The organism is Erythrobacter sp. (genome assembly GCF_039988855.1).
Taxonomy (GTDB): Bacteria; Pseudomonadota; Alphaproteobacteria; order Sphingomonadales; family Sphingomonadaceae; genus Erythrobacter.
The window spans coordinates 127,273-148,174 of record NZ_JBDXIY010000019.1; the positions used below are offsets into that span (position 1 = coordinate 127,273).

The 20,902-nt window shown below is 55.5% G+C and carries 23 protein-coding genes; 11 read left to right on the forward strand and 12 right to left on the reverse strand.

Features of this window, described 5'->3' with window-relative positions; genetic code table 11:
* The first annotated feature begins 99 nt into the window (after nt 1–99).
* Nucleotides 100–732: a LuxR C-terminal-related transcriptional regulator gene (locus ABJ205_RS12635; protein WP_348160774.1), complete on the forward strand. Its 633-nt coding sequence runs from the start codon at nt 100–102 to the stop codon at nt 730–732.
* 159 nt (nt 733–891) lie between these two features.
* Here ABJ205_RS12635 and ABJ205_RS12640 read toward each other — a convergent pair whose 3' ends face one another.
* The 3 genes from ABJ205_RS12640 to ABJ205_RS12650 form a co-directional block, all read right to left on the reverse strand.
* Nucleotides 892–1,287 carry a VOC family protein gene (locus ABJ205_RS12640; protein ID WP_348160773.1) on the reverse strand — a complete coding sequence of 132 codons (396 nt, stop codon included), beginning with the start codon at nt 1,285–1,287 and terminating at the stop codon, nt 892–894.
* 72 nt (nt 1,288–1,359) lie between these two features.
* Nucleotides 1,360–2,079 carry a cytochrome c biogenesis protein CcdA gene (locus ABJ205_RS12645; RefSeq protein ID WP_348160772.1) on the reverse strand — a complete coding sequence of 240 codons (720 nt, stop codon included), beginning with the start codon at nt 2,077–2,079 and terminating at the stop codon, nt 1,360–1,362.
* 52 nt (nt 2,080–2,131) lie between these two features.
* A complete protein-coding gene (locus ABJ205_RS12650) occupies nt 2,132–2,533 on the reverse strand; it encodes a thioredoxin domain-containing protein (RefSeq protein ID WP_348160771.1) in 402 nt (133 codons plus the stop codon).
* Nucleotides 2,534–2,746: 213 nt separating this feature from the next.
* On the opposite strand from ABJ205_RS12650, the gene ABJ205_RS12655 reads away from it, so the two are divergent.
* Complete coding sequence (locus ABJ205_RS12655; protein WP_348160770.1) at nt 2,747–3,523, forward strand: SDR family oxidoreductase; 777 nt, start codon at nt 2,747–2,749, stop codon at nt 3,521–3,523.
* A gap of 310 nt (nt 3,524–3,833) precedes the next feature.
* On the opposite strand, the gene ABJ205_RS12660 is transcribed toward ABJ205_RS12655, so the two are convergent.
* Nucleotides 3,834–4,607: a DUF1330 domain-containing protein gene (locus ABJ205_RS12660; protein ID WP_348160769.1), complete on the reverse strand. Its 774-nt coding sequence runs from the start codon at nt 4,605–4,607 to the stop codon at nt 3,834–3,836.
* Nucleotides 4,608–4,708: 101 nt separating this feature from the next.
* On the opposite strand from ABJ205_RS12660, the gene ABJ205_RS12665 reads away from it, so the two are divergent.
* Nucleotides 4,709–5,578 carry a LysR family transcriptional regulator gene (locus ABJ205_RS12665; RefSeq protein ID WP_348160768.1) on the forward strand — a complete coding sequence of 290 codons (870 nt, stop codon included), beginning with the start codon at nt 4,709–4,711 and terminating at the stop codon, nt 5,576–5,578.
* Nucleotides 5,579–5,586: 8 nt separating this feature from the next.
* Here ABJ205_RS12665 and typA read toward each other — a convergent pair whose 3' ends face one another.
* Nucleotides 5,587–7,419: a translational GTPase TypA gene (gene typA, locus ABJ205_RS12670; RefSeq protein ID WP_348160767.1), complete on the reverse strand. Its 1,833-nt coding sequence runs from the start codon at nt 7,417–7,419 to the stop codon at nt 5,587–5,589.
* Between the two features lie 383 nt (nt 7,420–7,802).
* On the opposite strand from typA, the gene ABJ205_RS12675 reads away from it, so the two are divergent.
* The 3 genes from ABJ205_RS12675 to ABJ205_RS12685 all read left to right on the forward strand — a co-directional run bounded on the left by ABJ205_RS12675 (nt 7,803) and on the right by ABJ205_RS12685 (nt 11,545).
* Entirely contained in the window at nt 7,803–10,394 is a 2,592-nt protein-coding gene (locus ABJ205_RS12675; RefSeq protein ID WP_348160766.1) for a TonB-dependent receptor, read from the forward strand.
* 180 nt (nt 10,395–10,574) lie between these two features.
* Nucleotides 10,575–11,036, forward strand: coding sequence for a DUF805 domain-containing protein (locus tag ABJ205_RS12680; RefSeq protein WP_348160765.1), 462 nt, complete (start codon nt 10,575–10,577; stop codon nt 11,034–11,036).
* A gap of 41 nt (nt 11,037–11,077) precedes the next feature.
* Complete coding sequence (locus ABJ205_RS12685; RefSeq protein ID WP_348160764.1) at nt 11,078–11,545, forward strand: RDD family protein; 468 nt, start codon at nt 11,078–11,080, stop codon at nt 11,543–11,545.
* Between the two features lie 3 nt (nt 11,546–11,548).
* Here ABJ205_RS12685 and ABJ205_RS12690 read toward each other — a convergent pair whose 3' ends face one another.
* A complete protein-coding gene (locus ABJ205_RS12690; RefSeq protein WP_348160763.1) occupies nt 11,549–14,107 on the reverse strand; it encodes an FtsX-like permease family protein in 2,559 nt (852 codons plus the stop codon).
* Complete coding sequence (locus ABJ205_RS12695; RefSeq protein ID WP_348160762.1) at nt 14,104–14,898, reverse strand: ABC transporter ATP-binding protein; 795 nt, start codon at nt 14,896–14,898, stop codon at nt 14,104–14,106. The genes ABJ205_RS12690 and ABJ205_RS12695 overlap by 4 nt, the downstream gene beginning before the upstream one ends.
* A 79-nt stretch (nt 14,899–14,977) precedes the next feature.
* On the opposite strand from ABJ205_RS12695, the gene ABJ205_RS12700 reads away from it, so the two are divergent.
* Complete coding sequence (locus ABJ205_RS12700) at nt 14,978–15,697, forward strand: arylesterase (protein WP_348160761.1); 720 nt, start codon at nt 14,978–14,980, stop codon at nt 15,695–15,697.
* Here ABJ205_RS12700 and recF read toward each other — a convergent pair.
* Nucleotides 15,694–16,794 (reverse strand): DNA replication/repair protein RecF, encoded by a 1,101-nt coding sequence (gene recF, locus ABJ205_RS12705; RefSeq protein ID WP_348160760.1) that lies wholly within the window; start codon nt 16,792–16,794, stop codon nt 15,694–15,696. The genes ABJ205_RS12700 and recF overlap by 4 nt on opposite strands.
* A gap of 245 nt (nt 16,795–17,039) precedes the next feature.
* On the opposite strand from recF, the gene ABJ205_RS12710 reads away from it, so the two are divergent.
* The 4 genes from ABJ205_RS12710 to ABJ205_RS12725 are packed head-to-tail and all read left to right on the forward strand — an operon-like array spanning nt 17,040 to nt 17,719.
* Nucleotides 17,040–17,150 carry an enoyl-CoA hydratase gene (locus ABJ205_RS12710; RefSeq protein ID WP_348160759.1) on the forward strand — a complete coding sequence of 37 codons (111 nt, stop codon included), beginning with the start codon at nt 17,040–17,042 and terminating at the stop codon, nt 17,148–17,150.
* 41 nt (nt 17,151–17,191) lie between these two features.
* Nucleotides 17,192–17,302: an enoyl-CoA hydratase gene (locus tag ABJ205_RS12715; RefSeq protein ID WP_348160758.1), complete on the forward strand. Its 111-nt coding sequence runs from the start codon at nt 17,192–17,194 to the stop codon at nt 17,300–17,302.
* 46 nt (nt 17,303–17,348) lie between these two features.
* Nucleotides 17,349–17,510: a hypothetical protein gene (locus ABJ205_RS12720; protein ID WP_348160757.1), complete on the forward strand. Its 162-nt coding sequence runs from the start codon at nt 17,349–17,351 to the stop codon at nt 17,508–17,510.
* Complete coding sequence (locus ABJ205_RS12725; RefSeq protein ID WP_348160756.1) at nt 17,507–17,719, forward strand: PspC domain-containing protein; 213 nt, start codon at nt 17,507–17,509, stop codon at nt 17,717–17,719. The genes ABJ205_RS12720 and ABJ205_RS12725 overlap by 4 nt, the downstream gene beginning before the upstream one ends.
* 109 nt (nt 17,720–17,828) lie before the next feature.
* Here ABJ205_RS12725 and ABJ205_RS12730 read toward each other — a convergent pair whose 3' ends face one another.
* Genes ABJ205_RS12730 through ABJ205_RS12745 form a run of 4 tightly spaced genes read right to left on the reverse strand, consistent with a single transcriptional unit; the run spans nt 17,829 to nt 20,901 of the window.
* Nucleotides 17,829–18,806, reverse strand: coding sequence for a class I SAM-dependent methyltransferase (locus tag ABJ205_RS12730; protein ID WP_348160755.1), 978 nt, complete (start codon nt 18,804–18,806; stop codon nt 17,829–17,831).
* 33 nt (nt 18,807–18,839) lie between these two features.
* Nucleotides 18,840–19,622 (reverse strand): SDR family oxidoreductase, encoded by a 783-nt coding sequence (locus ABJ205_RS12735; RefSeq protein WP_348160754.1) that lies wholly within the window; start codon nt 19,620–19,622, stop codon nt 18,840–18,842.
* A 16-nt stretch (nt 19,623–19,638) separates the two neighbouring features.
* On the reverse strand, nt 19,639–20,214 hold the full coding sequence (locus tag ABJ205_RS12740; protein WP_348160753.1) for an NUDIX hydrolase: 576 nt from the start codon (nt 20,212–20,214) through the stop codon (nt 19,639–19,641).
* 12 nt (nt 20,215–20,226) lie between these two features.
* Nucleotides 20,227–20,901 carry a hypothetical protein gene (locus ABJ205_RS12745; RefSeq protein ID WP_348160752.1) on the reverse strand — a complete coding sequence of 225 codons (675 nt, stop codon included), beginning with the start codon at nt 20,899–20,901 and terminating at the stop codon, nt 20,227–20,229.
* Nucleotide 20,902 lies beyond the last annotated feature (1 nt).

Sequence of the window (20,902 nt, forward strand, 5' to 3'; positions counted from 1 at the left end):
CGATTATTCAGCGATTTGCGTGAACTTACGAATAGTAAGCCTCCATATTGGGTTATGTGCTGCGTGAATTAACACTCGTCTAGGCGCACGACACTAAGCATGTCACGCAAAGCCACCCTCCATTTCATCGATTCCAATAGTCGCCATCGCGCCGAATTGGCTCGCGTCGGGTTTTCACTCGGCCACCATTCGGAAGTGTACGGCGACATATCGGAATTATCCATTCACCCACCGCGAGAAGGGATCATTGTTGCCCGCGATCTGCCTGATCAGGGCGGCGTTTCTATGATCCTTGATCGGCTCAGTCGACTTGGCATTTGGTTGCCTTTGATCGCGATTGAAACCGATCCCCGGCCAGGACGGATCGTAGAGGCAATCAAAGCGGGGGCGCTTGATTACCTTTCCCTCCCGCTTGATCCTGACCGTTTCGAACGCTGTCTCTCTCGGATCGAGAAAGAGGCTGAGGTCTTTGGCGCAGCACGTCGCCGAATGATCGAAGCGCGCGACCGGATCGCAAGTCTCTCAACCCGTGAACGCGAAGTCTTGGAATGGCTCGCTCAAGGAAGCAGTAATAAAGTTATCGCTCGTGAGTTGGAAATCAGCCCGCGCACCGTCGAAATCCACCGTGCCAACATGATGCACAAACTCGGCGCGCGCCATGCCGCCGAAGCCGTCCGTCTCAAACTTGAGGCAAAATTGGAACCTCAGATTGAACCCCAAGTGAACCATTAATCCGGATTAAGAAATGCTGGTCTACTTCCAGCATCCATCCTGCGAAGGGCGCTCTTACGAGTAGCGAAAGCCATCCTGCCCTTGGTACCCGCACGGCCTCGGCGCTTTCTAAGTGCCGGGGCCGTGTACCCGTGTGAGGGACTAAAACGGCGAAACCGTTTACGGCGTCTCGTCGGCGACCTGCTCCCAAAGTTCAATCTTGATGCCGTTGGGGTCGAGAATCCAAGCAAATTTCCCGTAGCCCTCGTCAGCGGTGTCGAGCACTTCGACGCCGCGTGATTTCAGAATCTCGACAAAGTCATCGAGATCGGCAACGCGCAAATTGATCATGAACCCGCCCAAACCAGGCTTGATATATTGGTCGTCCTTGAAATGGCTGATGAGCGAGTAGGGGTTCTGCTTGGGTTCGTCTTCCCAAGCAAATTGAGGCCCGTATTCGCCGTCCACTCCCAGCTTTTCACGATACCAAACGCGGGTCGCTTCCGGGTCAGGTGCGACATAGAAGATGCCGCCTAATCCGGTCACGCGCGGTCCTGACGCTGCGGTCTTGCTCATCGCTCTTTTCCTCCCAATGCGGTGCAGGAACGCCTTATGCTGCAAAGGGAGAGAACTGGCAAAGTGTGTGTCTTAGAACGAAGTCGTAAACAGGATAACCGATTGGGGAAGGGCATCCAGAAGAGCAATCTCGATCACCTTGTCAAAGCCGGTGACCACCATCAGGCCGACCGCCAAGAGCGCTGCTCCAAACAAAGGTTTACCGTACTGTGCAAGAACGGTGAGCGTCTTTCGTCGTTCACCCATGGCTTTTCGAGAACCATAAGCAAAGGCGAGTACGCTCGTGGCAACGCCTAACCCGAAAATAAGGAAGATCAAGAAGCTGGAAAGTAGGTCTTGCCCTTGACTGGCCGCGGCAATTGCCACGCCTAAAGTCGGGCCAACGCATGGTGCCCAGACCACGCCCAGCAAAAGGCCAATCGCAAACTGACCATGCCAACCTTCGCCGCTCAAGGACGACAACCGCTGATTGCCGAAATTGGCAATAGGTGCCGCGGCGGCGCTTAATGCCGCTTGCGCTTGGGGGATAAGCAGGACCAAGCCTGCGACCGCCAACAAACCGCCCGCAAACAAGCGAACATACTGTTCATTGATACCAAGCGAATAGCCAAAGGCGATCACCGTGAAACCAAACAAAGTGAAGCTTGTGACTAAGCCGCCCGCCAATGCGAGCGGCCCGAATTTGCTCTTGCCCAAAGCCGATGCCACCAAAATTGGTACCAAGGGTAGGACACATGGGTTTAAGATCGTCACTAACCCTGCCGCAAAGGACAGAAATGCACTGCCGAACATAGTTTATTACTGCCTGAGGTGTTTGGCTGATTTTGTCGCGGGAATGAACGCTTTAAAGCGCGTTCAGAACCACGCGGCGTAAGCGCGTACGGTTGGTTTCCGCGATCGAACGTGCGACTTCTTTCGTGCCATTAAACACGATTACGGTTGATTGGCGCGGCACTCGGTTTGCGCGAAGAAAAGCCTTCTCGTCGTCAAAATTGACCTTCACAAAAAGAATCTCACTGGTTTGTTTTTCGGCTCGCAGTTCATCAAGGATTGGGGCCTGCGCACGGCATGTCGGACACCAGTCGGCATAGACATCAACAACGATTGTCTTGCCTTTCTTTTGGGCCATCATGAACTCAGCCTCATCATAGGTGTGCCAATCCGCAGCGCTCGCCCGCGCAGTAAGCTGGGTTGCGCCAATGATGAGCGCGCCAATAACGGCGATTGCTAGGAAAAGGCGGGTCATTCTTCAAAAACTCCGTAGGGCATGGACGGCAAAACAGCCGAACTTTCTATGAGTTTCGATGGCGCTGTTCTGAAGGTTACAGTGGGATGAGCAAAAAAGTGACTTTCTCGCGGAACGCGGCGGTCAAGAAGCTTGGCCACGGCAACAAAACTTGCGCAATCTCCATGTTGCGATAAGCCAGAGTGAACACGCGCACATTCAAAGGACAACCAAATGGCACACTCGCAACGCTTCACTGGCAAAACTGTGATCGTCACTGGCTCATCAACCGGAATAGGCGAAGGGATCGCCCGCCGTTTTCACGATGAGGGTGCCAATGTTGTTATCAACGCGCGCAACGCAGAGAAATGCGCAGGCGTGGCGGCAAGCCTTGATGAAAAGCGAACTTTGGTCTTGGCTGGTGATGTGTCGAAGTCGGATTTCGCAAATGAAATTGTGGCCAAAACGGTCGAACGCTTTGGCGGGCTGGATTGCCTCGTCAATAATGCAGGGGTTGGCGGTGGCGGTATCCTCCACAAGACGGATGATGCTGAGATCGACCGCATCATCGATATTAATGTCAAAGGTGTGATCTATTTGTGCCGTGCTGCGATCCCGCACTTGATCGAAACCAAGGGTTCGATCGTGAACATCTCAAGCGTTTCTGGCACGGGCGGCGATTCAATGCTGCCGATCTACAACGCCTCCAAAGGCGCCGTGACCAATCTTACTCGCGGTCTGGCTTTGCAGGTCGGTGCCAAGGGCGTGCGGGTCAATGCGATCAATCCATCGGTCACGCGTTCGGACATGGTGGATGAGATCACCGGCAATGAGATGGCGATGAAGATGGTCCTCAACCGCATGGCATTAAAACGCGTGGGTGAGCCCGAAGACATTGCTGCTGCAACGGCCTTCCTCGCCAGCGAAGACGCAAGCTTTATCACCGGCGTGAACTTGCCAGTGGATGGCGGTGTGAGCGCATCAAACGGCCAAGCTAACTTCTTGGGTTGAAGAACATGAGGGCGGGTGAAGCGTGGCCTGTTTAAGCCGCGTTAGACCTCCCAGCAGGGTTCCGGGATTACCCCACAATCGCCTCTCAATGCGTCTCTCAATGCGCCCGTAAATGCGCCTGTGTTCTTGCCGGTGAAGTGGTGCTCCAAATTCAGAGAGCATAGCCCTCTGCCCAGTTAACGCTCTGGGGATGTGGGCGCTTGCCAATCTATCGAATATCGATGCCGCGCGGGAGAGCTACGACGGCGAGAACGCGGCCTAGAGCCAGGTAATGAAGCGGGAGGCCCAAGGGCTCGGCCTCCCGCCAACATCAACTGTTTGTTTTCAGCCAGTAGAATTCAAACCGCTCGACACCGGTACGGAAGAATTGTTGGTGTGCTTGATATTCCGGTGATTGTTGTACCTTGGCAAAACCGTCCTCATTGTCCCACTCGACAAAGGTGATTTGACCCGGAGCGCCGGGAGGTGAGTTGTGCGCTTCCATTGTGGCACCCCGCATTTTGTAGACAAACCGACCACCAGCGCGTTCCATCGCAGGCTCAATTCCGTCGAGATAGCGGTCATAGTCATCAGTGCCTTCGAGCCATGCAACGACGACAGTGTAGTGCTTGTTCGGATCAAATTCGATCGCGAGGTCATCTTCCAATTTCAAACTGTAGATTTTGAGCTCATCCCAGCCATCGGGACGGGTTGTGGAAAGCGCAGGCCAGCGCGGATCGTTCTGCAATTGTTTATAGGAGGCCTCGTCAGGCCATGAGAAGAAGATGAACGCGCCTGGGTCAAAATCGCTGATGACCTTGCGGCTGACATTGAGCTGGCCGATGCGGGTAAAGCCCAGCGGTTGGGACAGCGGACTGGTGCTATCGTAATAGGTCTGCCGCGCTTCTTGGGCGCCTTCGCGCGCATCAGGGGCGATCAATTGAATGATTTGTCCTTTTCCGGCTTTTAAAGTGAAACCCTGCTTGGCTGGGGCCGCCGCATTGTGGGAATCTTGCGCATATGATGTGTGGGCCGTGCCACCAAGAGCAACGAGCGCGGCGCAAGTGACCGCCAGAAGGGGGGCGTGTTTCGTGAACTTGAACATGGTAGTCTTCCATTGAATGTTGGTAGATATACGCACCATGCCTGACGCTATCTATTAAGTATCGGCTAGATTTCTGAGAACCTTGGTGCAAAAACGTTCCAATGAACGATTGGGATGACTTTCGATTGATACTGTCTTTGTCGCGGGCGGGCACATTGCGCGCCGCTGCCAGCGACCTTGGACTGACCCATACGACTGTCTCGCGCCGGTTAGCGATGATCGAAAATGCGCGCGGCAAGCTGTTTGACAAGCATCCCGAAGGATATCGCGTTACACCCTTGGGCCGCGCTTTGGTCGGTGTGGCGTCAAATATGGAAAGCCTGACGCATGCCGGTGCCCGCTATCAAAAGGCGCTCGATCAGGAATTGTCGGGCATCGTCACTTTGTCCTTGCCCGAACCTGTTGCACAATACTTGTTACTCCAAGATATCTTTGACCTGCACGAAGCCTTCCCACAAATCGATTTAACCATCGAGGCGAGTAGCCGGTTTGCCGATCTTGATCGGTTGGAGGCTGATATCGTTGTGCGCGGAACCAAGGAGCCGCCCGATCACCTTGTCGGACGGCGCCTTTTTCCCAACTGCGTGACCTATTACGCGCACCGTGATTATCTGGTGAACACCCCGCGCGAAAAGTTGCGCTGGATTGCGCCAACCTCAGATGGAATGTGGCCTGATTGGCGTGAAGCGTCACCCTATCCTGATGCCCCCGTCGCTTTGATGATCGATGATATCGTCACCCGGTATCAAGCACTTGCAAACGGTCTAGGGCTTGGCAGAGCAGCTTGCTTTATGGCCGATCCAGTGCCGGAACTTGTGAGGCTGGCGGATGATCCACCGGTGCCTCAACAAGAATTCTGGGTTTTGACCCACCCTGACCTTCGCGAAACGCCTCGCATTCGTGCGGTCATGGAGTTCATAACCCGCGCGATGAAGGACAAGGAAGACCTTGTGATGGGACGATTGGCTTAAGGGCTTGCTTAACTAGCCTTCGAGCGTTTCGCTTTCTTACGTTCGTGTGGGCACAGCAGGCTCTTCCTTAAGCGGATGCTTTGCGGTGTCACTTCGACCATTTCATCATCGTCGATGTAGGCAATCGACTGTTCCAGTGTCATGCGGCGCGGCGGTGTTAGGCGGATGCTGTCATCCTTACCCGAGGAACGGATGTTGGTGAGCTGCTTTGCCTTCATCGGGTTGACTTCAAGGTCATCAGGCTTTGCGTTCTCACCAATGATCATGCCTTCATACAGCTTCATCGATGGACCGACGAACAATTCGCCGCGTTCCTCAAGGAAGTTGAGAGCATAGGCGTTGGATTCGCCGTCACCATTGGAGATGAGGACACCGTTATTGCGCCCTTCGATGGGGCCTTTGTAGGGGCCGTACTTCTCGAACAGGCGGTTCATGATCCCTGTACCGCGCGTGTCGGACAAGAATTCGCCGTGATAACCAATTAGTCCGCGTGATGGGGCGGAGAAAGTGATGCGGGTTTTGCCCTGGCCCGATGGTTTCATCTCGGTGAGGTCGGCCTTGCGGCGTTGCATCTTCTCAACCACGGTGCCGGAGTGTTCATCATCCACGTCGATGACAACCGTCTCGTAGGGCTCTTGTTTCTGGCCGTCTTCTTCACGAAGCAGCACTTTGGGACGGCTAATGCCAAGCTCAAAGCCTTCACGGCGCATGGTTTCGATCAGAACGCCGAGTTGAAGCTCGCCGCGTCCTGCAACTTCGAAGCTGTCTTTGTCGGCGCTTTCCGTAATGCGGATCGCAACGTTGGTTTCCGCCTCGCGGAACAGGCGGTCGCGGATCATGCGGCTGGTGACTTTATCGCCTTCGCGTCCGGCAAGCGGGCTGTCGTTGACGGCAAAACGCATGGCGAGCGTTGGCGGATCAATCGGCTGAGCTTCGATGGGTTCGTTCACCGATGGATCGCAAATGGTGTTGGCAACGGTTGCCTTTTCAAGTCCGGCAAGCGCGATGATGTCGCCTGCCTGCGCGCTTTCCACTGGAACGCGATCGAGCCCGTCGAAGGACAGCACCTTGGTCGCACGGCCAGCTTCGACGACATTGCCGTCGCTGTCGATGGCGTGGATCGGATCGTTGACTTTCAGCGTGCCCGATTGGACGCGACCCGTCAGGATACGGCCCATGAAATTGTCGCGGTCGAGAAGCGTCGCAAGGAAGCTGAACTTACCGCTTACATCAAGTCCGGGTGAGGGGACGTGTTCGGTGATGAGCTTGAACAGCGGATCGAGCGAGCCTTCGCGCGCGGTTTCGCTGTCACTGGCATAACCATCGCGGCCGGATGCGAAGAGTGATGGGAAGTCGAGCTGGTCGTCATTGGCATCAAGCGATGCGAACAAGTCGAACACTTCGTCCAAGACTTCCTGCGGGCGGCCATCGGGACGGTCGATCTTATTGACGACCACAATCGGGCGCAGGCCAAGGGCGAGCGCTTTACCGGTCACGAACTTGGTTTGAGGCATCGCCCCTTCTGCGCTGTCCACCAGAAGGATAACGCCGTCGACCATGCTAAGGATGCGCTCAACTTCTGCACCGAAATCGGCATGACCAGGGGTGTCGACAATGTTGATGCGTGTCGTGGTGCCGTTATGCTCCCACTCAACGCTGGTGCATTTGGCAAGGATAGTGATCCCGCGCTCTTTTTCCAGATCGCCAGAATCCATCGCGCGTTCTTCGACGCGCTGGTTTTCGCGGAATGTGCCGGATTGGCGGAAAAGCTGGTCGACCAGAGTGGTCTTGCCATGGTCAACGTGAGCGATAATCGCGATATTGCGTAGGTCGCGAGACATAAGATTTCTCATTTTGGAAAAGAGGTGCAGGAATTTCTGCGCCCCCCTAGACTGTGTGCTGCGCCGCAACAAGGGCGTTATTCACACACGGATTTTGCGGGCCAATTCTGCAACACACCCTCGCAAGCGCAGCTTGACGCGACGTAAGTCCTTAATCCGAACCTATCTCCGGTCTCAAAAAGCTGCTTTTCTGCGGGTTTTAAGGTGTGACTAGGCCGCAACAGCGTGGCGATTACCCTTCACCTGAGAGTGGTTGAGCGCTTGTCGGCTTTTAACCATTGGCCTAACGATACAGAGATCGCGCGGGAATAAAGGTCTCGCATCTGACGATGCACCCTTAAGGGACCAACCGCTCGCGACGGGATACGAGGAGAAGGATGTCCATGCGTTCTAATACTTTCGGCACTGCCGGATCATTGCGGCTTGCTCTGCTTGCAGGTGCAGCAGGTTTCGCCATCACCGCGCCTTCAGTGGCGCTTGCCCAAGACGGAGATGCTGACGCTGCTGCTGACGCACTTGGCGATGCGGGTGACAGTAATGTCATCATCGTGACTGCTTCCAAGCGTGAGCAAACGCTTCAGGAAACACCGATTTCGGTTTCTGTGACCACGGGTGAAACGCTTGAAAATGCGCAAATCCGCGACGTTCTTGATCTTCAGACCGTTACGCCTTCACTTCGCGTTAGCCAGCTGCAAACGGCTTCGGCTTCGACTTTCATCATCCGCGGCTTTGGTAACGGCGATAACAACTTCGGGATCGAACCTTCTGTTGGTGTCTTCATCGACGGCGTGTTCCGTTCGCGTTCGGCAGGTGCCCTTTCCGATCTGACGAATGTTCAGCGTATTGAGGTTTTGAACGGCCCGCAATCGACCCTGTTCGGTAAGAACGCGTCTGCCGGTGTGATCTCAGTCATCACACGTGAACCACAATTTGAATTTGGCGGTTCGGTTGAAGCGAGCTACGGCAACTTCAACGCGGTCACGTTAAAGGGCGACGTTACTGGCCCGATCACTGACAATATCGCATTCTCGATCGACGGTAGTTACAACCGCCGTGACGGCTACGGACAAATCGTCAATCTTGATGAAGAAATAAATGACCGCAATCGTTGGTCGCTTCGAGGTCAGCTCCTGATTGAGCCTACTTCAGATCTGAAGATCCGCGCGATTGCCGATTATTCAAACATCGATGAGGTCTGCTGTACAGTTGGTACCTTGGTGGCTGGTCCTACCGCCCCTGGTATTTTGGCTGTTGGCGGCGACTTTGAAACTGATGTCTTTGCGCGCGAAGTGTTCCTCAACTTTGTCCCGGAAAACACCGTCGACAATTATGGTGGCTCGGTTCAGATCGACTACAGTACTGGACCTTTGTCTTTCACGTCGATCACTGCCTACCGCGAACTCGACAATGAATTCCTTACGGATATCGATTTTACAAGCGCAGATATTGCGACGGAAACTCGCGCACAAACGGTTGAGACCTTCACGCAAGAATTCAAAATTGCCTCTGATTTTGACGGTCCGATCAACTTCTTGGTTGGTGGTTTCTATTTCGACGAGAGCATCGTTCAGGATAGTGCGATCCAGAATGGCAGTCAGATCCGGAACTTCTTTGAGATTTTGGCCGGTGAAGACCCCGTTGCGGTTCTGACGGGTCAGCCCACGCTCTTCAACGGATTGGAAGCCAACTTTGGCTTCCCTCAGGAAAGCATCTTCACCACGCCTCTGCTGACGCAAGAGCTATTTGAGCTGGACAATACATCTTGGTCGATCTTTGGTACGGTTGATTTCGAACCAGTTGATGGTCTCATATTCACGGTTGGTGGTAACTACACCGATGATGAAAAGGACTTTGCGCTAAGCCAAACGTCTTTCGATCCTTTGGCTCAGGTCAACTTTGTTGATGCTGGAATTATCGCAGGGTCTGGCGGAACAGTTACCAGCCGCGAGATATTCCAGTCGCTTGATGAGGCAACCCAGGCAGCACTGATTGCCGGGGCAACTGATCCGGTGCTGAATCCGCTTTTGGGCCTTGCAGCATTCCAATTCCAGCCGCCATTCCTAGCACTTCCGAACGCGATTGAGCCTGGTGAGACCAGTGATACTGAGTTCACTTATCTGCTGCGTGCTGCGTATCAGGTTTCAAACGAGATCAATGTCTATGCCAGCTATGCAACTGGCTTTAAGGCAAGCTCGATCAATCTGTCGCGTGACAGCCGCCCTAGCGGTGCAGACTTTACGGCTGGACCAGGGGGATCGACATTTGCTGCGCCGAGTTCACCTATCCTCGATGCAGGGCTGGCTCTTCCAAACCTCACTTCAGGCACGCGCTTCGCTGGGCCTGAGGAGACCGAGGTTTACGAAATCGGTATCAAGGCACAATGGGATGGCTTTGGCTTTAACCTTGCGATCTTTGACCAAACGATTGACGGGTTCCAGAGCTTAGCGTTTACCGGAACCGGTTTTGCGCTCCAAAACGCTGGCTCGCAATCGGTGCAGGGTTTTGAATTCGACGCAACGGTTATCCCAACTGACGGCCTCGTTCTAACCTTTGCGATGACGCATCTGGACCCACTGTTCGACGACTTCCCAGGAAGCGTTCTCGGTGATCTTAGCGGCGTTACTCCCGCGGGTATTCCGTCATTCTCCATCGCAACATCGGCGACCTATTCGCATGAATGGGATAGCGGAACCGAGCTGATTACGCGCATTGACTACAATCACGAGAGCAGTGTTGCGATCAACAACGGTCTTCCGACCTTTGGTGCAAACAACTTCACGCGTGAAGTCAACCTTGTGAATGTGTCATCTACACTTAAGCTCAACAATGGCGTTGAGGTTGGCGTTTGGGCGCGTAACCTACTTGACGATGAATTCATCACCACGGTGTTTGATGGCGTTGCGCAGGCAGGTACGGTTTCAGGTTATCCAAACCAACCGCGTACTTATGGCGGTGTTGTTCGCTATAAGTTCTAAGCTAAACAGGCCTTAGTGCCTTACAAGGGCCCCGTGCGAGAGATCGCACGGGGCCCTTTTTTGTTGGGTTTGCTCGGCCGCAGTTCTGGAATGTTGTCCCCGGCAATGGCAATGAAATGCTTGTATCCTCATTCCAAATATGTTCGCTTAGAGTTCTTGTAGAACGAGGGGAGCATATTCATGCATTGGATGATTTTACCGCTTAAGCGATATTTCGACTTTTCAGGCCGCTCGCGCCGAATGGAATATTGGATGTTTATCCTGTTCACGACCCTTGTCGGCGCCGTGCTTGCAGGTCCGGTTGTCTTAGATATTGTGGCAGCATCCATGGCCGATCCGTTGTCCGTTGAGGCCGATCCGCTTGCCGGCATGGGAACATTTGGCGCGATCGGGATCTCGCTTTATGGTCTGTTTTTCCTAGCTATTCTTATCCCAAGCATTGCAGTGACAGTGCGGCGTTTGCACGACAGAGACATGTCCGGCTGGTGGTACTTGGGCTTTATCGTAGCTAGCTTTATTCCGCTTTTGGGGCTGATCGCGAGCATTGCTTTTATCGTTGTAATGTTTTTGCCTGGTACCGAGGGTGCAAACCGTTTTGGCCTGGACCCCAAAGATCCGCATGGTGCAGAGGTTTTCGAGTGAACTTGCCAGTAGGTTCATTATCAAAATTGGGGGAATGAAGAGTGACTTACGGTGGATTTTGGGCACGGGTCGCGGCCTACATAATTGATGTCGTGATACTTATGGTTTTGATTGTGCCGTTGATCTTCATCTTCGGCACATCGAGTGTTGAGACGGCAGGAATGAGTATCAGTGCGAATGCACAGTCAGATTCGCCATTGCTGAACGTGGTTACGACCTTGATCGGCTTGGCGTATTTTGTGGGCTTTGAAAGTTCATCCATGCAAGGGACACCCGGTAAACGGGCTATGGGACTTGTGGTGACTGATCTGCACGGGCGACGGATTTCGATCCTGCGCGCAATTGGCCGCTATTTTGCGAAAATCTTGTCGAGCCTTATCTTGCTGATCGGCTACATCATGATCGCATTTACCGAACGCAAACAAGGGCTGCACGATATCATCTGCAGCACCTTCGTTGTGCACGGGAAGCCCGGTGAAACCAGCACTGATCCCAAAGTCTTCGAGTAACGCTTAAAGCTCTCGTAGCGCTTGGGCGGGTTTCGCTTTCAACAATGGAAGCGACCCGCCCAATGCAAACGCAAGAACCATTGCAAACCCCATGCCCAGAACGGCAAGGACGACGCCCCAATTGGGCAGCCAGTCAAACTCAAACAGTTGAGTGATGATCACCCACGCAAGGCCCGAACCCAGCGCCAAGGCGACGAGTGCAAGCGCGCTTGCGATAAGGCCGTACTCGGCAAGCTGAAGCCCTAGGATCTGCCGCCGACTTGCGCCCATGACCCGCAGAACGACTGTGTCATAAGTGCGGGCCGCGCGCGCGGCGGCAATTGCTCCCATAAGGACCGCAAGCCCAGCCAAAACGGCCACAGCTGCCGCTGCAAGGGTTGCAAGGCCCACTTGCTCCAATATGGTTCGCGCTTGGAGAAGAACCTCACCCACTTCGACGACAGAGCTTGATGGGAACTCTTGCACCATTGCGCGTAGCAATTGCGCGCGAGCCTCAGTGTCCGCATTGTCGGGCAGGTCAATCGTCGCGGAAAGTTTGTGCGGTGCATCGGAAATGGCTCCGCTTGAGAACACCATGGTAAAATTGAAACCCATGCTCTCCCAATCGATCTCCCGGATATTTGCGATGCGCACGTCGCGCTCTTGCCCTAAAATGCCGATGGTCAACATGTCGCCAATGGCGAGACCAGCTCCGTCTGCAAACTCTTTGTCGATAGATACAAGTGCCTGGTTGGCCTCTTCGCCGGTCCACCATTCACCCTCGACGACGCGGCTTCCGATTGGGGGTTCATCGGCGTAGGTAATGCCGCGCTCGCCGCGCAGTGCCCAGGCACCTTCCGGAATTTCCTCTAGATCGGCTGTGCGCTGCATTTCCCCTTCGGAACCAAATGCGAGAACAGAACCGCGCATGGTCGGTACAGCGCGTACATTTGCGTCAGGGAATGGAACCGTGATGAGGGAAGTAAAACGCTCAACGCCTTCGGGCGGCACATCGATGACAAAGTAGTCGGGCGCCTCTTGGGGCACGCGGCTTTGAATATTGCCGTCAATTGCGCTTTGGATAGCGGCAAGCAGGACGAATGCCGCCAAACCAAATCCAAGCGCTGTGACTAGAGCGCTGGTTGGGGCACCGGGGCGGTGGATGTTGGAGAGAGCGGAGCGCAGCAGCGGGTTCGAAGGGCGCGGCAGTTTGCGCGCTGCATATTGGAGACCAAGCCCAAGGCCAGCAAGGATTATAAGAGCAGCACCTGCACCCGCAAGGAACCCAGCGGTCAGCCAAGCTTGGCTCGACGTGAAAAGTGCAAGGGCACAAATTGCCACAAGGCCAGCGGCCGTTGCCAACAAAGCGCGGCGGTCCCGCGAAAGCGGCACAATCCGGCTGCGCATCAATGCCATTGCAGGAAATGAGCGCGCGCGAAGCAGCGGCGCCGAAGCAAAGGCAAAGGCGACAAGCAGACCGTATGCACCTGCAAGGATGAGCGGTGCAGGTTCAATCACAAAGCCGCCTTCGACAGGGAGAAGTCCCTGCAAGGCCATGCCAAGAAGCGGAGTGACCAAAACCCCGGTGGCGATGCCGAGCGCGCTACCGACAAGGGCCGCAACCGCAATCTGGAGCGAATAGATGCGCACTATGTCTCGGCTTGATGCTCCAAGGACTTTGAAGGTCGCAATGCTGGCGCGGCGTTGGTCGAGGTAGGATGAAACACCTCCTGCGATACCAATCCCGGCAATCACTAGAGCGGCCAAGCCAACAAGGGTCAAAAAGTCGCTCATCCGTGTCACAAAGCGATCGGCACCGGGAGATGCGCGGTCACGGTTGCGGAAATCAAATCCGGCATTTGGATATGCTTGCGAAAGCTCTTCCTCCACGCTCTTTGGATCACGCCCGGTATCGGTGAAGGCAATGCGGTACTTGCTTTGAAAAAGAGAGCCGGGCTGCAGCAAGCCGCCATCATGGGGTACTTGTTTAGCGACCAAGACCGTCGGGCCTAATTGGAACCCTTCGGAAAGGCGATCGGGCTCATTTTCAATTACACCGCTCGCGCGAAGTTCCAACGTGCCTAGGCGGAAGGTGTCGCCCACTTCAATGTCGAGCCGATCAAGCGCACCTTGCGCAAGGTACGCATCGTTTCCGGATGGGGCTCCCGGCTCGCTGCCGTCGGTAAGTGTGAAATTGCCAAACAGCGGCCAGTTGGGCTCGACCGCCTTAAGCTCAATAGGTGCAGCAGCGTCACCGGTGCTGGCCATTGCTTGCAAACGGTAACCGCCGGAAACCTCTCCATACCCGCGCAAGGAGGTTTGCTCTTCTTCATTGAGGTCACGCTGCCAAACTTCAACCTCTAGATCGCCGCCGAGAAGTTCGCGTCCTGAACCCTCCAACTCGCGTTCGATCGAAGCGGTAAGGGTGCCAATCGCGGCGAGCGCCGCCGTGCCAAGAAAGATGCAAACAAGAAGGAGCCTGAGCCCCTTAAACCGAGCATTGAGATCACGCCGCGCAATACGCCAAGCATCAACCCAGCTCAGGCCAGCAGACGCGGTATCCGCAGCGCTTGCAGCACTCATTCTGCGGCCTCTGCTGGGACGTTTGGCTGTCCTTTGGAAGTGACGCCGGTTTTACGGTCAGACGCGATCACCCCGTCAGCCATAGTGAGGATCCGTTCGCATTTTTCAGCAAGTGCAGCGTCGTGCGTAATGATAAGCAAGGTCGCGCCCGTTTCGGCGCGGCGTTTGAACAAAAGTTCGACGATTTCCTCTCCAGTGGAGGCATCAAGATTGCCGGTCGGTTCATCAGCGAAAATGAGGGTGGGGCGCGGCGCGGTCGCGCGTGCAATGGCGACACGCTGCTGCTCACCGCCCGAAAGCTGTGTTGGATAGTGACCAATGCGGTGGGCCAGGCCGACGGCGGCCAACTCCACTTGTGCACGCACAGTTGCGTCTTTGCTTCCAGCGAGTTCCATCGGGGTTGCGACATTCTCTGTCGCGGTCATGGTCGGAAGCAGGTGAAAAGCCTGAAGCACAATTCCGATCCTGCCCCTGCGCGCCGCTGCCAATCCGTCTTCGTCTAAGAACGCAAAGTCCTGCCCTGCCACGCTTAGCGATCCGCCGGTGGCGCGTTCCAGTCCGGAAAGCACCGCCATAAGCGAGCTCTTGCCAGAACCAGACGGGCCGAGCAGAGCAACGACTTCTCCCTTGGCGATATCCAGGTCGATCCCTCTTAAGATATCAACCGGCGCATCGGCGCTGCCAAGGGTAAGGGTTAGGCCGCGCGCCCTAATGGCAAGATCACCAGAGGCGACGGGCGTAGGGGCGGGGGCGCTAGATGCGGAAGAAGGCTTGTTCACGACTTTTGTCATGGGGCTCCAGATGGGATAGGAAAGGTTTTCAAACAAGTACCAATCGAAAGGTTTGCAGAACTCTATGCGCTGCTTGCAGATGAATACATTACGAATGAACCCCTTGTGGGTTTTTGCCATTGCGCTTTCCTTGGCGGCTTGCGGAGCGGAGGCTCCTGCTCAAGAGGCCAGTGGTGCCCCCATTGAAGAGGCGTTTACCGATGGCGAGCTGGCGATCCCTATCATGGGCGAAGAGGTGCGTATTCTTGCCTTTGGGGACAGCCTTTTTGCAGGATACAATTTGCCTGAGGCCGATGGTTATCCTGAAAAACTAGAAGCGGCGCTGCGGGCGCGCGGGACGAACGTTCGTGTGATTGATGCAGGCGTATCTGGGGACACCAGCCAAGCAGGGCGCGATCGTTTGGCATTCGTGCTTGAGGGGCAATCGGAAAAACCGGACCTTTTCATTCTTGAACTTGGCGGCAACGATCTCTTGCGCGGGATTTCACCTGAGCAAACCCGTACCAATTTCGATGCAATGCTTGCCACATTGGCCGAGGCCGATGTGCCGGTCCTGATTATGGGGATGCGGTCACCGCCCAATTACGGGCCGGAATATCAGGCCGATTTCGATGCAATCTATGGCGATATGGCTGAAAAGTTTGGAACGGCTTTGATCGGTTTCTGGCTCGAAGATATCTATGAACAACCTCAATTGTTCCAATCTGACCGAATACACCCGACCGCGGAAGGGATCGAGGCACTGGTGTCTTCGACCATTGACGACGTGGCGGCTGCGCTCCCTCAGGATGAAGGTTAAAGCCTCTCCAGCGCTCCGTCGCTGACCCGCCAGATTGCGGCTTCTTCTTGGATGTCAGCAAAGGGGGCAAGTTCTGTCCCTGTCATCCAGATTTGTGCTTTACCTGCGCGCAGACGATCGAACAGCGCCGTCCTTCGTACGGGATCAAGGTGAGCGGCGACTTCATCCAACAGGAGGACGCTGGGCCGACCAGAGGATGCAAGCACACCGTGGCCCAAGGTGATAGCGATCAGCATCGCCTTCTGTTCGCCGGTTGAGCATGATGCCGCGAGCGGACCGGGTGCGCGGTCTTTCTGGGCCATGACCACTTCCAGTTCGTCTCGGTGGGGGCCAGTAAGTGCGCGTCCAGCCGCACGGTCACGTGGGCGATTGCGCGCGAATTCGGCGAGCAACTCCTCTGGTGTCACCGGGCCGCCGGGGCGATAGGTCAGGATGGGCCGCGCGAAAGGTTCTGCGGGAAGGGCGGAAAGTTCGTCCGACAGGCGCGCCACCAATGTTGCCCGCGCCTGAGCCACCATGCTGCCATGTTGGGCGGCCTGTGCTTCAATCGCATCCAGCCAGCGGGCATCGCCGCGTTCTTCGAGCAGTCGGTTCCGTTCGCGAAGAGCGGTTTCCATTTGGTTCACACTTCGCGCGTGTCCCGGTTCAATCGCCAGTGCCATCCGGTCGACAAAGCGCCGCCTTGCCCCGGCACTATCGGTGAAGAGGCCATCCATTGATGGGGTAAGCCACGCGACAGCATGCCATTCGCTTAAAGAGGATGACTTGGCATCTGCCCCATTGATACGCACCAGTCGGCGGGTAGGGCGCTCTATCTGTGTGTAAGTGCCAATGCGCGCGCTGGTTTGGCCTTGTTCGATCAGGCTCGCGCCGATTGCAAAGGCGCTTTGGGGGGCGTCTGCCGCTTCCTTCTGAGCAAAGTCAGCAAGGTTTGCACGCCTTAGGCCCCGGCCCGGTGAAAGAAGCGAGATTGCCTCAAGAACATTGGTCTTGCCCGCACCGTTCTCCCCCACGAGCAGGTTGAAATGCGCGGTCTCGTCAAGCTCGCTAGCCGCATGATTGCGGAAGTTTTGTAAGGATATCTTTGCAAGCGCCATGATGAGCAGACGCGATAGCAGGGGCGCTCTTAAAGCACATCACTTCGCGCATCAAAATCCCCAGTACGAACACTTGGTGTAAAATCCCAAACATTGGGATTTATGAATGGAATGTAAGGGTTGTAACATCGTGTAAGTGGCGGAATTCTGCGGATTTTTGAGTTTGGCACGGCTCCTGCAATGTATCTGTTGTCCCCGGAAAGAACCGGGAAATACAAACGCAGACCAAATTTAGGAGACCAACAATGACCGCCACTAACACCGCAAACCGCCTCGCAGCCGCAGCTTTCAGCGTCGTCGTTTCAGCAGCAATGTTCGCTTATGCAATCGTTCCTGCAAGCCCAACCCTCGCTTGAACTTAGCCGCCTAATCAACCTCATCGAAAAGGACCAAAACCATGTTTGCCAATGAAACCGCCAACCGCCTGTTCGCTGCTGCTTTCTCAGTCGTCGTAACTGCGGGCGTCTTCGCCTACGCAATCGTTCCCGGCTCACCGACTATCGTCTGAACCCGGCCAGCGTAACTCTTCACAATTCCCACTAACAGGACAGGATATGTACTCGTTTTTTGATCTTTCCAGCACCAAAACAGCCCGCGTCATGGCGGCGACTGGAGCGCTGATTATCACCGTTATCTTGATGGCAGGTGCCATCATTCCCGCAGCCCCTGCTGCCACAACAAATACCGTATTTTTGACCACTGGAGTTCTCGCATGAGCAATCTGACCCAAAACAACAGCCGTCCGCCAAGCAGCGGATTCCGCCTCGATAAGCAGAGCGGCAAGCTGATGGGTGTATGCTCAGGCCTTGCCAATTGGTCTGGTGTTGACGCGCTTATCTGGCGCCTCGGATTTGTCGGTGCGGTATTCCTGGGCGTCGGATTCCCGATCCTCATCTACCTCGCAGTCGCGCTGATCGCTGACTAAGGGAACGCTGACCGGTTCTCACCCACGTGGTAGTGTTGGCAGCGGTCTCCGCCAAAATTTGAGAACACCGGTAAAGGGGCCTCTTGCGGGGTCCCTTTTGCTATGGGCGCTATTCGCCGCTCTTCAAAGCCAACTGCGCGATGGCGACAAAGGGGCCGCTCTTGTGGTTGCTTCCCAAAAACTGATGCTGCCTTAGCCCGGTGCCGTTTGACGATGCGAACCGTGCCAGCACGCCCTCGGCATCACCGGCAAAGTCTAAGCCAAAGTTTGTCTCCTCGCCCGTCATCTCCAATGACCAGCTGATCGCTTTGTTTTTCATCAGCTTCACGATGCGCTGAGCGTAAATGTCGGTCAGGACAATGCTATCGGCCGAGGCGTTCAGTTGGAGTGTTTCAAAGGTCGCCGAGACGCTGGCTTGCGAGAGGTAAAGTGTGACGCCCTCCCATAAGAACACAGTCCGGCAACTAGGATCATAGTCGCTCGGAAGGAGGGATTGGATCCAATCGGCTTGCCCAAAGTCTGCCTCTACAAATCGCACATGCTCACTATCGATCCCGGCGGCTGCCAAGTGCGCGCGTTTATGTGCTTGGTTTGCCGCTTCATCGACCTCGTAAATCCTATCGAAGCGTTCACGAAGCGGGCCATATGCGCGGGTGTCCAAGCCCGCACCAAGGATTACGAGCTGATCTGCGGTCGCCGCATTGGCCTCAATAAGCGCGTCGAATTCGGCGGTTCGCGAGGGCACCAGATTAGCAAAGGTGGCTTTTTCGGGAGCAGGCCGGGTTGGATAAAGGAACGGCCTGCCCAATAGTCTTTGAACCGCCCAGAGCGGAAACAAGCAAAGCCATAGTCCAATGGTCGAATTGTTCGGGATCGCGGCGGCCAGTTTGCGCGCCGTGACGTCCTGACGAAGGCCGAAAACATCCATGGTCCAGCGGCCATTGATAATCTCAACCGCAGTCTGGGACAAGCCAAGCCGCTTGCTCACCACAAGCTGGCGATAGCCGACCAGCGTTGCACCGATTACGCTAATCGGCAGCCATAGGAGCTGCAAAGGGACAAACAGTAAGAATGCAAGAATGAACATCTCAGCTCCCCTAAACGGCTCTTCGTCGCTCCATTACATCGCCGAAATGCCGCCATCGAGCTTGATCTCTGCGCCCGTCATAAAGCGGCTTTCGTCGCTTGCGAGATAGACGATTGCGTTCGCGATATCATTGGGCTCACCCACGAACTTCAATGGGATTTGCCGAGCGAGTTTTTCAAGGAGCACATCCTTGTCGAGCTGGGCCGATTTGGCGGTACCATCAAGGATCGGCGTATCCACGAACGTCGGGTGCACTGAGTTACAGCGGATCTGCATATTCTTCTTCGCACAGTGCAGTGCGATGGACTTGGACAGCATCCAAACTGCCGACTTTGAGGCGTTGTAGGCCGGCATGGTGTCGCTCGCTATAAGGCCCGCGATGCTGGAGATGTTGATGATGGACCCCGGCGCGTGTTCGCGCATCAAGGGCAGGGCCTTTTGACAGCCGTGGAAAATGCTATCGACATTGATCGAAAAACACCGCTGCCAATCGCCAAAGTCGCATTGTTCAATATTTCCGGGAACGCCGATCCCCGCATTGTTCACCAGCACATTCATTCCGCCCATGTTCTCGCGCGCGGCATCGACGGCGGCTTCCCATGCGGCCGGGTCGGTGACGTCGTGCTGAACGCTAAACGCTGTGCCAGCGCCCATTTCGGCATTGACGATTTCGGCGGTTTCCGCCGCGCCTTCGCCGTTGATGTCGGTGGCAAGGACGCGTGCGCCCTCTTGTGCGAGCCGGATGCAATGCGCACGGCCAAGCCCTTGTGCGCCGCCAGTAACGAGAGCCAATTTGCCTTCGCAGCGTTTAGTCATGTGAATTCTCTCTCTTTTAGATTTGGCCCAAATATTCCGGCGTCAACAGCATTGCGATGCGCACATCGACGCCGTGGCCTGCCTCGCGCCATTTGGCAACAAAGTCTGATAGTCCGCTCAATGCAACGCGGTGCACCAGGATGTTCTCATCTTCCAATCCGCCGCCTTCGCTGACCTTTGTCAGATTGCTGGCGCGAAGCAGGGTGAACATTTCCGAGACCATGCCGGGCGACGAGTAAAATTCGCCCAAGACCTCCAACCGGGCCGCTCTATATCCGGTTTCTTCTTCAAGCTCGCGTGCGGCTGCATCGGAGGCAAGTTCGCCTTCCGCGGCGTCGTCATCGCCGACAAGTCCCGCCGGTATTTCAAGGCAGAAGCGCCCAAGGGGCACGCGGTATTGGCTCACCAAGATTACATGACGCGTGCCGTCGGGGTCTTCATCAAGGGCGATGATTGCAGCCGCGCGAATGCCGCGCGTGCGTCCGACATATTCCCATCGTCCCCGCGTTTTGGCGGCGATAAATCTGCCTTCCCACCGGGTTTCTTCGGGGAGGTCGGCGTCTCTGTCTCGGATAAACTCTGAGTTGCTCATATGAGCGATGGCTTAGACCTCGATCAGGCGATCGGGCAACTCGTTTTCGTCATCCTCGCCGCGCGGGAAATGCTGGGATAGGACAAAGCCGACATCCCGAACGCCCACCGCCATGCCTTCGGCAATCCGCCCGTGCTTAATCTGGCCGAGCATATCGCCCATGGCCTCGCCCCAAACTTCTGCATTTACCTTTTCGGCAATGCTGTCGTCGGCTACGATCTCGGCGCGGTGTTCGCGCATGGATAGGTAGATAAGCACACCGGTCGCGCCGGTGGTGCGGCGTTCTGCGCCAACCTTGAAGTGTTTGATTGCCTGATCATGCACGCGCGATGCTTTGACAGGGCCGGGGATTAGGAAAAACTTCAAAGGCTGCCACTGTTGAACGACCAATGCGATCACAAAGGTGATCAATCCGAGGCCTATTGTCATGCTGGCCAGTTCGCCTGTGGTCCATTGATGACTCCACCCGCCGATCAGCGAGGCCCAGAAATCCAGAAACGGTTCTGGCAGGGCTGCAAACAGGCTCATCAAGGTAAAGCTAAGCCCAGCAGCCCACCACAAGGCCACATCGGTGTAACCATCTGAGCGGTCGGCCAGAACAGTGACGATCTCGCCAGATGTGGTGAGTTCCGCCTCTTTAACTGCGCTAGAGACGATCTCGTGCTGCTCTTCGTTCAAATAGGCCATT